At 69.8% G+C, this 12755-nt stretch carries 10 protein-coding genes; 5 read left to right on the top strand and 5 right to left on the bottom strand.

The window, feature by feature from the left end; all coding sequences use genetic code 11:
- Nucleotides 1-65 precede the first annotated feature (65 nt).
- The 4 genes from PO78_RS04580 to gltX all read left to right on the top strand — a co-directional run bounded on the left by PO78_RS04580 (nucleotide 66) and on the right by gltX (nucleotide 4358).
- Nucleotides 66-1037, top strand: coding sequence for an ABC transporter substrate-binding protein (locus PO78_RS04580; protein WP_043742360.1), 972 nt, complete (start codon nucleotides 66-68; stop codon nucleotides 1035-1037).
- A 98-nt stretch (nucleotides 1038-1135) separates the two neighbouring features.
- Entirely contained in the window at nucleotides 1136-2026 is an 891-nt protein-coding gene (locus tag PO78_RS04575; RefSeq protein ID WP_004323767.1) for an ABC transporter permease, read from the top strand.
- 3 nt (nucleotides 2027-2029) lie between these two features.
- On the top strand, nucleotides 2030-2824 hold the full coding sequence (locus PO78_RS04570; RefSeq protein ID WP_004323766.1) for an ABC transporter ATP-binding protein: 795 nt from the start codon (nucleotides 2030-2032) through the stop codon (nucleotides 2822-2824).
- 115 nt (nucleotides 2825-2939) lie between these two features.
- The gene (gene gltX / locus PO78_RS04565; protein ID WP_004323764.1) at nucleotides 2940-4358 is read left to right on the top strand and encodes a glutamate--tRNA ligase; all 1419 of its coding nucleotides are present in this window, start codon (nucleotides 2940-2942) and stop codon (nucleotides 4356-4358) included.
- A 340-nt stretch (nucleotides 4359-4698) separates the two neighbouring features.
- Here the strand turns inward: gltX and PO78_RS04560 are convergent, their stop codons facing one another.
- From PO78_RS04560 to lysS, 5 genes are all read right to left on the bottom strand, one after another.
- Nucleotides 4699-5139: a phasin family protein gene (locus tag PO78_RS04560; RefSeq protein ID WP_012585273.1), complete on the bottom strand. Its 441-nt coding sequence runs from the start codon at nucleotides 5137-5139 to the stop codon at nucleotides 4699-4701.
- Between the two features lie 137 nt (nucleotides 5140-5276).
- The gene (locus PO78_RS04555) at nucleotides 5277-5939 is read right to left on the bottom strand and encodes a response regulator (protein WP_012585274.1); all 663 of its coding nucleotides are present in this window, start codon (nucleotides 5937-5939) and stop codon (nucleotides 5277-5279) included.
- Nucleotides 5936-7060, bottom strand: coding sequence for a PAS domain-containing sensor histidine kinase (locus tag PO78_RS04550; RefSeq protein ID WP_043742359.1), 1125 nt, complete (start codon nucleotides 7058-7060; stop codon nucleotides 5936-5938). The genes PO78_RS04555 and PO78_RS04550 overlap by 4 nt, the downstream gene beginning before the upstream one ends.
- The gene (gene mnmC / locus PO78_RS04545; protein WP_043742358.1) at nucleotides 7057-8991 is read right to left on the bottom strand and encodes a bifunctional tRNA (5-methylaminomethyl-2-thiouridine)(34)-methyltransferase MnmD/FAD-dependent 5-carboxymethylaminomethyl-2-thiouridine(34) oxidoreductase MnmC; all 1935 of its coding nucleotides are present in this window, start codon (nucleotides 8989-8991) and stop codon (nucleotides 7057-7059) included. Before mnmC ends, PO78_RS04550 begins: the two co-directional genes overlap by 4 nt.
- A 64-nt stretch (nucleotides 8992-9055) precedes the next feature.
- Nucleotides 9056-10597, bottom strand: coding sequence for a lysine--tRNA ligase (gene lysS / locus PO78_RS04540; protein WP_012585277.1), 1542 nt, complete (start codon nucleotides 10595-10597; stop codon nucleotides 9056-9058).
- A 326-nt stretch (nucleotides 10598-10923) separates the two neighbouring features.
- Between lysS and PO78_RS04535 the strand changes: the two genes are divergently transcribed.
- Nucleotides 10924-12720 (top strand): methyl-accepting chemotaxis protein, encoded by a 1797-nt coding sequence (locus PO78_RS04535; protein ID WP_043742357.1) that lies wholly within the window; start codon nucleotides 10924-10926, stop codon nucleotides 12718-12720.
- Nucleotides 12721-12755 lie beyond the last annotated feature (35 nt).

Raw genomic sequence — 12755 nt, 5'->3', positions numbered from 1 at the left:
CCAAGATGCCGGCCTGGTGCCTTTTTCGAAGAATTCCCGGCCGCAAGGCTGCCAAGGAGACCTCCATGTCCTTCCCCCTGTCCCGCAAGGTCCTGTTCGGCGCGCTGGCGCTCGCGTTCGCGACGGCGATGCCGGCGTACGCACAGCAGAAGTCGGTCGCCATCACCGCGATCGTCGAGCATCCCGCGCTCGATTCGGTGCGCGACGGGGTCAAGGAGGCGCTGGCCGCGGCCGGCTACGAGGACGGCAAGAACCTGAAGTGGCAGTATCAGAGCGCCCAGGGCAACACCGGCACCGCGGCGCAGATCGCACGCAAGTTCGTCGGCGACAAGGCCGACGTGATCGTCGCGATCGCCACCCCCTCGGCGCAGGCCGTCGCGGCCGCGACCAAGGACATCCCGCTGGTGTTTTCGGCGGTCACCGATCCGGTGGTGGCCAAGCTGGTGCCCTCGATGCAGCCCTCGGGCACCAACGTCACCGGGGTGTCGGATGCCCTCGAGCTCGGCAAGCAGGTCGAGCTGATCAAGCGTGTCGTGCCCGCCGCCAAGCGTGTCGGCATCGTCTACAACCCGGGCGAGGCCAACTCGGTGGTCGTGGTCGAGCAGCTGCGCGAGCTGCTGCCCAAGCACGGCCTGAGCCTGGTCGAAGCCGCGGCGCCGCGCTCGGTGGACGTCGGCTCGGCGGCGCGCAGCCTGATCGGCAAGGCCGACGTGTTCTACACCAGCACCGACAACAACGTCGTGTCGGCCTACGAGGCCCTGGTCAAGGTCGGCATGGACGCCAAGATCCCGCTCGTGGCTGCCGACACCGACAGCGTGGCGCGCGGCGCGGTCGCGGCCTACGGCATGGACTACAAGGCGCTCGGCGTGCAGACCGGCGAGATCGTGGTGCGCATCCTCAAGGGCGAGAAGCCGGGTGCGATCGCCTCCGAGACCAGCAACAAGCTGTCGCTGCACGTGAACCCGGGTGCGGCGCAGAAGCAGGGCATCACGCTGGCGGAAGAGCTCGTCAAGTCGGCCTCCAAGGTCGTCCAGTAAGCGGGTCGCCCGCATCTCCGCGCGGCCGTCGATGCCCGGCCGCGGGGGACGCGTCCCGGCGCGCGTTCCGCTCGATCCTCACCAACGGTAATCCCCCAATGTCGCTCTACACCTTGCTCGGGGCGCTGGAGATCGGCCTGATCTTCAGCCTCGTCGCCCTCGGCGTGTACATCTCCTTCCGGCTGCTGCGCTTTCCCGACCTCACCGTGGATGGCAGCTTCCCGCTCGGTGGCGCCGTCGCCGCGACCATGATCGCCGCCGGCCACGACCCCTTCACCGCGACCATCGCGGCGACGCTCGCCGGCGCGATCGCCGGGCTGATCACCGGCTGGCTCAACGTCAGCCTCAAGATCATGGACCTGCTCGCCAGCATCCTGATGATGATCGCCCTGTACTCGATCAACCTGCGCATCATGGGCAAGCCCAACGTGCCGCTGATCACCGAACCCACCGTGTTCAACCTGCTGCAGCCCGAGGCGCTCGCCGACTACGTGTTCCGGCCCTTGCTGCTCGTCTTCGTGGTGCTGGCGGTCAAGCTCGCGCTCGACGGTTTCTTCGCCACCCAGAGCGGCCTGGCGATCCGCGCGACGGGCTCGAACGCGCGCATGGCGCGTGCGCAGGGCGTCAACACCGGCATGGCGATCCTGGCCGGCATGGCCCTGTCGAACGCCTTGGTGGGCCTGGCCGGGGCGCTGTTCGCGCAGACCCAGGGCGGCGCCGACATCTCGATGGGCGTGGGAACGATCGTCATCGGTCTCGCGGCGGTGATCGTGGGCGAGAGCCTGCTGCCCTCGCGCAAGCTCTACCTGGCGACGATCGCGGTGATCGTTGGCGCCATCGTGTATCGCTTCTTCATCGCGCTCGCGCTCAATTCCGATTTCATCGGCCTGCAGGCGCAGGACCTCAACCTCGTCACCGCGGTGCTGGTGACGGTCGCGCTGGTGGTGCCGCGCCTGCGCGCGCACTGGTCCGGAAAAAGGGTGAGCTGAAATATGTTGAAAGCAACCGACCTTCGTCTCACCTTCAACCCTGGCACGCCGATCGAGACCCAGGCCCTGCGCGGCATGTCGCTCGAGATCCCGACCGGGCAGTTCGTCACCGTGATCGGCTCCAACGGCGCCGGCAAGTCGACCTTCCTGAATGCCGTCTCCGGCGAGCAGAAGGTCGACAGCGGCACGATCGAGATCGACGGCATCGACATGACCCGCCAGCCGGTGTGGGGGCGTGCGCGCCACGTCGCGCGGGTGTTCCAGGACCCGCTCGCCGGCACCTGCGAGGATCTCACCATCGAGGAAAACATGGCGCTCGCCAAGATGCGCGGTGAGCGCCGGGGTTTTTCGTTCGCGGTCAAGCCGGCGCTGCGCGAGGAGTTCCGCGCGCAGATCGCCACGCTGGGTCTCGGCCTGGAGAATCGCCTCTCGGACCGTATCGGCCTGCTCTCCGGCGGCCAGCGCCAGGCGGTGAGCCTCTTGATGGCGGCGCTGCAGCCCTCGCGCCTGCTGCTGCTCGACGAGCACACCGCCGCGCTCGATCCGCGCACCGCGGCCTTCGTGCTGGAACTGACCGTGCGCATCGTCGCCGAGCACAAGCTCACCACGATGATGGTCACGCACTCGATGCGCCAGGCGCTCGACGTCGGCCAGCGCACCGTGATGCTGCACCAGGGCCGCGTCGTGCTCGACGTCTCCGGCAAGGAACGCGAGGGCCTCGACGTGCATCACCTGCTCGACATGTTCGAGAAGGTGCGCGGCGAGAAGATCGACGACGACGCGCTGCTGCTGGGCTGATTCCCCGGGTCGAGTCTCGGGGCCAAGAGCCTGGGGCGGGGCCTCTTCCGCGCACCGGCTGGCCAAGCGACCCGCCTGATCCCCGAATTCAAACGAAACACGACCGAAAGCAACGATGACCTCCGCTTCCCGCCCCGTCCGTACCCCCGTGCGTACCCGCTTCGCCCCCAGCCCCACCGGCTACCTCCACATCGGCGGCGCGCGTACCGCGCTGTTCTCGTGGGCCTTCGCGCGCCGCCATGGCGGCACCTTCATCCTGCGCATCGAGGACACCGACGTCGCGCGCTCCACGCCCGCGGCGGTGCAGGCCATCCTCGACGGCATGCAGTGGCTGGGCCTGGAACATGACGAAGGCCCGTTCTACCAGATGCAGCGCATGGACCGGTACAAGGAGGTCATCGGCCAGATGCTGGCGGCCGGCACCGCCTACCACTGCTACCTGTCGCCCGAAGAACTCGATCGCCTCCGCGAGGCGCAGCGCGAGCGGGGCGAGAAGCCGCGCTACGACGGGCGCTGGCGTCCCGAGGCGGGCAAGGTACTGCCGCAGCCGCCCGCGGGCGTGCAGCCGGTGGTGCGCTTCCGCAATCCGGCCGAAGGCGTGGTGAGCTGGGACGACCTCGTCAAGGGTCGCATCGAGATCGCCAACGCCGAGATGGACGACTTCATCATCGCGCGCGCCGACGGCACGCCGACCTACAACTTCTGCGTGGTGGTGGACGACTGGGACATGGGCATCACCCACGTCATCCGCGGTGACGATCATGTGAACAACACCCCGCGCCAGATCAACGTGCTGCAGGCGCTCGGCGCCGAGGTGCCGCTCTATGCCCACCTGTCGATGATCCTCGGCGACGACGGCACCAAGCTCTCCAAGCGCCACGGCGCGGTCAGCGTGATGCAGTACGACGAGGAGGGCTATCTGCCGGAGGCGGTGATCAACTACCTGGCGCGCCTGGGCTGGAGCCATGGCGACGATGAAATCTTCGATCGTCGGCAGTTCGTCGAATGGTTCGACCTCGACCACATCACGCCCTCGGCCGCGCAGTTCAACACCGAGAAGCTCAATTGGCTCAACGCGCAGTACATCAAGAAGGCGGACGACGCCTTCCTGGCCGCCGAGGTCGCCAGCCGCCTCGCGCGCCGCGAGGTGAACCCCGAGACGGGGCCGAGCCTGGAGGCGGTGGTGGCGCTGTACAAGGACCGCGTCGCCAACCTCAACGAACTGGCGGATGCCGCGGAGTTGTTCGTCGCCGACGTGCATCCGGCACCGGAGGTGGTCGGCCAGCACCTGACCGACGTCGCCAAGGCCGCCCTCGCCAGCCTGCGTGGCCGCCTGGCCGCAGCCGAGTGGAACAGGGCCGCGCTGAGCCAGGCGATCAAGGACACCATGGCCGAGCATGGCCTGAAGATGCCGCAGGTTGCGATTCCCCTGCGCGTGGCGGTGCTCGGCGTGCCCCAGACCCCGGCGATCGACGCCGTGCTGGAGGTGCTCGGCCGCGGGCGCGTGCTCGAGCGCCTCGACCGCCGCCTCTGAACGCAGCCGCAGGCGCGAGTTCGTGCGCCGTATCGCGACTTGCGTCGCTCCTACACGCCCCCTTGGAACGACGTGTGGGAGCGACGCAAGTCGCGATCATGTCGGCGCGGCTGCGACGGGTGTCGGCGGGGCATTGCGGGCGCGAATCGCGACTTGCATCGCTCCCACAGGCGCGTCCGCCAGGGCAGCGGGCTGCGTAGGCGTGACCCCAGCGGTGTGCGTAGGAGCGACGCCAGTCGCGATTGCAGCGGTGAAAGCGGGTGCGGGCGCGTGTCCGTGCGCTGCTCCCGCAAAAACAAACCGCCGCGAGTGCGGCGGTCGGGATGGCGGTGCAGGGGGCTCAGGCGGCCTTGCGGATGGCGCGGCTGCGCGGCTCTTCGGCGGCTTCGGACTGGACGACCTCGACGCCGCCCAGCTTGCGCGCCTGTTCCAGCATCGACTGCATCGAGGCCTGGAAGTCCTCGAAGTGGCGGCTGCCGAGTTCGAGCAGCTCGTTTTGCGCGCCCGACACCACCTCGTTCACCTGCTGCAGGTAGTTCCCCAGTTGCTCGAGCACCTGACCCTGGGTCTCGCGCTGCTTCGCGAAGCCGGCCTCCAGGTCGCTGCCCGGTTGGGCGATCGGCGCGGCCGAGGCGGCCTCGCACAGCGCGCGCGCGGCGCCGAAGTTGAGCGCGCACAGCTTCTCGGAGGCGTCGAGCGCGATCAGGGCATAGGCCTGGAACTGCTCGAAGCCGTTGCGGGTCGAGTGGGCGAACTGCTGGAAGGCCGGATGGGTGTTCATGGCGAAGTCTCCGCTAAAGGATGCCGGGTGGATCTCTCAGCCTGTGATGTTAAGCGGCCCCCCGTTTCGGGCATATACAGCGTTCGCAGTGTTTGGACTACCGGTTTCAGGGTAGTCGCGGATGCGGGCGGAGGCGTTCAAGCCGCGCCGCCCGGGCTCGCGCTCGGGCTGATGCCGCTGTGGATCGCGTAGCGGGTGAGTTCGGCAACGTTGTGCAGGTCGAGCTTGCGCATCAGGTTGCGGCGGTGCACCTCGACCGTGGAGGCGGCGATGTGCAGGCGATCGCCGATCTGCACCGAGGTCAGGCCTTCGGCGATCAGCTGCAGCACCTGGCGCTCGCGCGCGGTGAGCCGGGGTGCGGCGGCGTACACCCCGGGGCTGTCGCGCAGTGCATCCGCGACCGTCGCCGCGACCTCGGGGCATAGGTAGCTGCGCCCCTCGCACACGGTGCGGATCGCGCGCAGCAGCTCGTCGCCGGCTTCGCCCTTGGTGATGTAGCCGCGCGCGCCGGCGGCGAGCAGGTCGGTCACGAACTGGCGGTCGGCGAAGGCCGAAAGGCCGATCACGCGCAGCGCCGGATGGCGGGCGAGCAGGCGGCGGGTGGCCTCGATGCCGTCCATGCCCGGCATGGCGATGTCCATGCACACGAGGTCGACCGGCTGGGCATCGGCGATCGCGAGCACCTCCTCGCCACTCGCCGCCTCGGCGACCACTTCGAGCTCCGGGTCGCGGGCGAGCAGCGCCCGCAGCGCGTGGCGGAACATCTGGTGGTCGTCGGCAAGCAGGATGCGCAGGCTCATCGGTTCGTTTCCGCGGGGTGGAGCTCGGCGGGCAGCCGTACCTCGATGATGGTGCCGTCGCCGGGGCGGGTATACAGTCGGAAGTCCCCGCCGGCGAGCTCGACGCGCTCGCGCATCGTGATCAGGCCCAGCCCCGGGGTGCTGCCCGCTTCGCCGAGACGGGAGAGGTCGAAGCCGACGCCGTCGTCGCCGATCTGCAGCAGGACCCCGCCGGCGCAGCCGCCGAGCCCGATGCGCACGCTGCCGGCGCGAGCGTGCTTGGCGCAGTTGGTGAGCGCCTCCTGCACTAGGCGGAAGCAGAGCGTCTGCGTCGCGCGGGAGAGGGCGCACGGGGGGCTGCCGGACGCAGCGTCGACGCGCACGTCCAGCCCGGTGCGGGCGCGGAACTGGGCGACGTATTCGCGCAGTGCGGGTACCAGGCCGGCGTAGTCGAGCGTGGCCGGGCGCAGGTTGGTGCAGATCTCGCGGATGCCGGCGGTGGTGTCGGCGAGCAGGGCCGAGGCGTCCTCCAGCAGCGGGGCGAGCTCATCGCGGGCGGATTCGGGGAGGGCGTCGGCCAGGCTGGAGAACAGGATCTGCAGCGCGGCTAGGTTGGGGCTGGCGCGGTCGTGCAGCGCGCTGGCGAGTTCGCGGCGCTCGCGCTCCTCGATCTCGACCAGGTGGCGGGAGAGCTCTTCGAGGCGTTCCAGATGCTCCAGGCGCTCGGCCTCCAGGCGCCGGCGTTCGGTGATGTCCTGCACCGTACCGTACAGGCGGAACACGCGCCCGGTCTCGTCGGCGACCGGCACGATCACGGTGAAATGGCGACGCTCCTCGCCCGAGGGCAGCAGGACCTCCTGCTCCAGGGCGCAGCGTCGGCCGCTGTCGATCGCCTCCCAGAACAGGTCGCGGGTGCGATTCGTCGACTCCAGGCTGAAGTAGCCGAGCGCCTCGTTGAGGTCGGGCACGCCGAGCGCTTCCGGGCGCTCGAAGAGGCGGAAGAGTTCGCGCGACCAGTACATCCGCCCGGTGTGGCGGTCGAGCTCCCAGTCGCCGACACGGGCGAGGTCCTGGGTGGCGGCGAGGCGGAACTCCGCCTTCTCGAGCGCGCTGCGCAAGGCTTCGAGCCGGGGCGACCTCATTCGCGCACCGCCGTCCTGGCAAGCGGGCGCAGCACGAAGCGCGCCGGATCGATCGCCTCGATCAGGTCGCGCTCGAGCGGGGCGGGGTCGCCTTCGAGCGCGCTGGCGAGCAGCTCGGCGGCGAGCACCGACCACACCAGGCCGCGCGCGCCGTAGCCCGAGAGCGCGTACAGCCCGGGCCGGCGCGGCAGCTCGTCGAGGCCGCGGGCGGCCGAGGCGGGAGGCCGGTCGGGCAGCGGGAGGGCCCCGACCATCGGCAGGCGGTCGGGTGAGGCAGGCCGGAACCCCACCCGGCCATCGAGCCGATCGGGGTCGAAGCCCGCGCCCAGGCCGGCGCCGAAGCCGGGAATCATGGCTTCCAGGCGCTGCAGGTTCTCGGCATGGTCCTGCGGGCGCAGGCCGGGGTCGGGGTCGTCCACCGCGAAGGTGGCGCCGGCGCAGCGCAGGCCGTCCACCGCCGGGCTCACGTAGCCACCGCGGCACACCACCACCCGCGGCGCGCTGCCCGCGACCGCGGGCAGATGGGAGACCTGGCCGCGCGCGCTCACCACCGGCAGGCTGGCCTGCTCGAAGTCGGCGATGCCGGTGCCGGGCGCGAGGATCGCCACGGGGGCGCTCGCGATCGTGCTGCCGTCGGGCCCGTGCGCGTGCCAGGCGCCGCCGTCGTACCCGAGCCGCGCCACGGTGTGGCCGAAGTGCCCACGCAGGCGCCCGCCCGCCGCCTCCAGGCTGGCCGCACACAGGCTGGGCGGCTGCACCCAGCCGCTGCCGGCGAACCACCAGCCGCCGTTGGCGACCGCGCAGCCGGCGATTTCCGCCGCCTCGTCGACGCCGACGAAGCGCAAGTGTTCTGGCGGCAGCGCGAGGCGTTCGACCACCGCGCGCATCTTGACTTCCTGTGCAGCGTCGCGCCCCAGGTGCAGCACGCCGCAGTCGTCGGCGCGCAGCGCCAGGCCGCGCACGCGCAGCTGATGAATGCGCCGCCAGGCGTACAGGCTGCCGGCGCGGGTGAGCCGGCTCATGCGGTTGTCGTCCAGGCTGGGCAGCGGGCGCAGCACGCCGGCGAGGTTGCCCGAGGCGCCCGTGGCCGGCGCAGGGGCACGGTCGATCAGCTCCACCGTCCACCCGCGCCCGGCGAGGCGCTCGGCCACGGTGCAGCCGGCAATGCCGGCACCGAGCACCAGCGCGTGGCGACCGCTGGTCGCGGCCTCCGGTACAGCGAGCGGGCGGGCCTCGCGTGCGAGGCGGCCGCGCAGCATCTGCCACTTGGTGCCGAAGCCGGGCGCCTTTTCGGTCGTGAAGCCGGCGCGGCGCAGGCCTTCGCGCACCTGGCCGGCGACCGACCAGGTGGCGAGCGTCGCGTCCGGGGCAGCGAGGCCGGCGAGCAGATGGAAGACGCGCTCGGACCACAGCGCGGGATTCTTCGCCGGGGTGAAGCCGTCGAGATAGAGCGCGTCGGCGCGCGCGTCGATGCGCGCGAGGCCGTCGGCGGCATCGCCGAGGAAGAGCGTCAGGGTGACGCGGCCCGCGTCCAGGTTCAGTCGGTGCAGCCCGGGCGCGAGCACCGGCCACTGCGCGCGCAGCTCGGCCGCAAAGGTGGCGAGCTCGGGCCAGGCGGCGTGGATGCGGGCGAGATCCTCGCGGCAGAAGGGGTGCAGCTCGCAGGAGACGAAGTGCAGGCGGGCGCTGCGGCAGGCATCCTCGCGCCACGCCGCCCAGGTGGCGAGGAAGTTGAGTCCGGCGCCGAAGCCGGTCTCGACGATGGTGAAGCGCTCACGCCCCTGCCAGCGCTGCGGCAGGCCGTTGCCCGCAATGAAGACCGCGTGCGCCTGGCCGAGCGCATTGTCGCGCGAGTGGTAGACGTCGCCGAAGGCGCCCGAGTACAGCACGCCCTCGGGCGTGCGCTCGAGGCGGGCGGGATGGATCGGCATGGCAAGGGCAAGCACAGGGCGCCGCTGCGGAGCGTGGGGACGCTCCGCGCGGCGGACGCCGGGATCAGAGTTCGGGTTCCGGAATGACCAGGCCCGCAGCGGCCTCGGGACGCATCTGCGGGAACAGGATCACGTCGCGGATCGCCGGCGCGTCGGTGAGCAGCATCACCAGGCGGTCGATGCCGATGCCGCAGCCGCCGGTCGGGGGCAGGCCGTATTCGAGCGCGCGGATGTAGTCGGCGTCGTAATACATGGCCTCTTCGTCGCCGGCCTCCTTGGCCTCGACCTGGGCGCGGAAGCGCGCGGCCTGGTCCTCGGGGTCGTTGAGCTCGGAGAAGCCGTTGGCGATCTCGCGGCCGACGATGAAGAGCTCGAAGCGCTCGGTGATCTCGGGGTCGGTGTCCGAGGCGCGCGCCAGCGGCGAGACCTCGACCGGGTAGTCGATGATGAAGGTCGGCTCCCACAGCTCGGCTTCGGCGCAGGCTTCGAAGAGCTGCAGCTGCAGGCTGCCCAGGCCGCCCGGCTTGACCTTCTCGCCGAAGGCGACGATCTTTTCCTTCAGCCACGCGGCGTCGGCCAGTTGTTCCGCGGTGAAGCCCGGGTGGTACTTGCGGATCGCCTGCACGATGGTGAGGCGGTGGAAGGGCTTCGACAGGTCGAGCTCGCGGCCCTGATAGACGAAGGATTCGGTGCCCAGCGCCTCGCGCGCGGCGTGGCGGATCAGGCCCTCGGTGAAGTCCATCAGCGTCTTGTAGTTCGCGTACGCCTCGTAGAACTCCATCATGGTGAATTCGGGGTTGTGGCGCGGGCTGAGACCTTCGTTGCGGAAGTTGCGGTTGACCTCGAAGACCTTCTCCAGGCCGCCCACCACCAGGCGCTTGAGGTAGAGCTCGGGCGCGATGCGCAGGAAGAGCTCCATGTCGAGCGCGTTGTGGTGGGTGGTGAAGGGCTTGGCCGCGGCACCGCCCGGGATGGGGTGCATCATCGGCGTCTCGACCTCGAGGAAGCCGTGGCCGGTCATGTAGTTGCGGATCGACTGCACCATGCGGCTGCGCGCCACGAAGGTGAAGCGCGACTGCTCGTTCATGATCAGGTCGACATAGCGCTGGCGGTACTTCTGCTCGACGTCGGTGAGGCCGTGGAACTTGTCGGGCAGCGGGCGCAGGCTCTTGGTGAGCAGGCGGATCTCCGCGGCCTTGACGGTGAGTTCGCCGGTCTTGGTCTTGAACACCGTGCCCACGCAGCCGACGATGTCGCCGATGTCCCAGGTCTTGAACTGGGCATAGACGTCCTCGCCCACGCCGTCGCGCTGCACGTAGAGCTGGATGCGGCCGGAGAGGTCCTGGATGGTGACGAAGCTCGCCTTGCCCATGATGCGCTTCAACATGATGCGGCCGGCCACCCTGACCTCGACCGGCGTCGCTTCCAGCGCCTCGGCGTCCTTGTCGCCGTAGAGCTCGTCGAGCTTGCCGGCGGTGTTCTCGCGCGAGAAATCGTTGGGGAAGGCACCGCCGCTCGCGCGCCAGGCGGCGAGTTTCTCGCGGCGCTCGGCGATGAGGTGGTTTTCGTCCTGGGGCTGGGGCGTGGTCTGCGTCTGGTCGGACATGATCTGGGTGTCGAAGCTCTGAAAGGGGATGCGCCGCAGCGGGCCGCGTGCGAAAGGCGTGATTGTGGCAGGGCCGGCAAGGCGGGGCAATTGCGCAACGCGCCCCGGACCCACGGAATCTTCTGGAGATGTCCGCGAATCCGCGGTCCCGCCCCAGGATCGTCCCCGCTTCGAGAGTCTCCGGCAGGCGCGACGCAAGTCGCGATCGGCTGCTGCGGAGGCGTCCATCCGCAGCATGAGTCGGTGATCTCCCGGGCCCGATCCTAAAGTCCCCATTGCGGGGACCGATAAGACAGAGGTCGATTCAACCTCCCCGCGGAACCCCCATGAGCACCTTCCGGCAAATGTACGAAGGCATCGAGAAGACCTTCTGGAACTCGCTGACCAAGAAACTCTTCAGCTTCCTGCTGTTGTTCGCGATCAACCTGGGCTATCTCGTCATCTGGCAGGACCGGCGCGAGGCCGTGGAGAAGGCGCTTGCCAAGGGTACGGTGGCGCCGGAGGTCCTCTCGTCGGTGGTCGCGACCTTCGACGCCGGCCTCTACGCGATGCTTGCGCTCTCGGCCTTGGCGCTGGCGATGCTGCTCGGCCAGATCCTCTATCTGCGCCACCTGGTCGTGCGCCCGATCCGCGTCATCACCGCCATCTTCGACGAGATCGCGCGCGGCGAGGGCGACTTCTCCCGCGACCTCCCGCTCACCACGCACGACGAGCTGCGCGAGCTCGCGGCGAGCTACAACCGTTTCGCCGGCAAGATGCGCGAGATCATCGGCAAGGTGCGCTCGATGAGCGTCAACATCGCACGCGAGGCGGTGCAGGTGAAGCTGGGCGTGGAGAACTCCGCGCGCGATGCGCAGCGCCAGGGCGACATGACCGACACCGTTTTCGAGGCCAGCACGCGCTCGACCGAGGCGATCGGCGACGTGTCGGTGAGCGCACGCGCGATCGACGCCTCGACCCTGCGCAACCTCGAGATCGCGCGCGAGTCGCTCGGCGAGGTGCAGAACGTCGCCGCCAAGATCCTCGCGGTGAGCGAGAAGCTGCAGCGCTTCAACCACACGGTGGACGAGCTCTCGCAGCGCTCGGAGAGCGTCAAGGAGATCGCCGCGCTGATTCGCGAGATCGCCGACCAGACCAACCTGCTCGCGCTCAATGCTGCGATCGAGGCTGCACGCGCAGGCGAGGCCGGGCGCGGCTTCGCGGTCGTCGCCGACGAGGTGCGCAAGCTCGCCGAGCGGGTCAACAAGGCCACCCAGGAGATCGTCGGCAACATCAACGGCATGCTCGAGCTGGTGGGCGACACGCGCGCCGAGAACGACGTGATCAACGACGACGTCGAGCAGACGCGCGACGTGGTGACGCGCTCGGCCACGCAGTTCGAGCACATGGTGGGCGAGTTCGAGCGCACTGGCGGGCAGCTCTCGCAGATCGCCGCCGGCATGGCCTCGCTGACCGAGACCAACGCCCATGTGCACGCCAACGTCACCGACATCCACCGTCTGTCCGCCGAGGTGGCCGGGCGCATGGAGAACTGCGAGCAGCGCACCCTCGCGCTCACCAAGTCGACCGAGGCGGTGCAGGAGCTGGTGTCGCGCTTCAAGATCGGCACCGGGGTCTTCGACCTGCTGGTCAACGAAACGCGCGGTTTCCGTGACGGCGTCCAGGCTGAACTCGAGCAGATGGCGGCTGCGAGGGTGGACGTCTTCGATCGCACCTACCGCCCCGTGCCGGGCAGCAACCCGCCCAAGTTCCGCGTGGCCTGGGGCGAGGAATTCACCCGCCGCTGCCAGCGCCTCCTCGACGAGAGCCTGGAACGCGCGCGCGGCGCGGTGTTCGCGGTCGCGGTCAATACCGACGGTTACCTCTCCGCGCACAACAGCCGCTACTCGCAGCCGCTGACCGGCGATCCCGCCAAGGATCTGGTCGGCAACCGCACCTGCCGCAAGTTCGAGAACCCCGCCGAGCTGCGCGCCGCGCGCAACACCGAGCCGATGCTGCTGCAGACCTACCTGCGCGACACCGGCGAGGTGCTGTGCGACCTCGCCATGCCGATCGTGATCGGCGGGCGCCACTGGGGCAACGTGCGCGTCGGCATGCCGGCCGAGGCCCTGCTGGAGCGCTGAACGAGCGCCGTGTTCGCGCCTGGCGGCGCTCCTGC

Origin of the sequence: Thauera sp. SWB20 (genome assembly GCF_000831325.1) — a bacterium.
Taxonomy (GTDB): domain Bacteria; phylum Pseudomonadota; class Gammaproteobacteria; order Burkholderiales; family Rhodocyclaceae; genus Thauera; species Thauera aminoaromatica.
The sequence above is the reverse complement of the archived record's forward strand: the minus strand, read 5'-3'. Positions and strand labels throughout refer to the sequence as shown.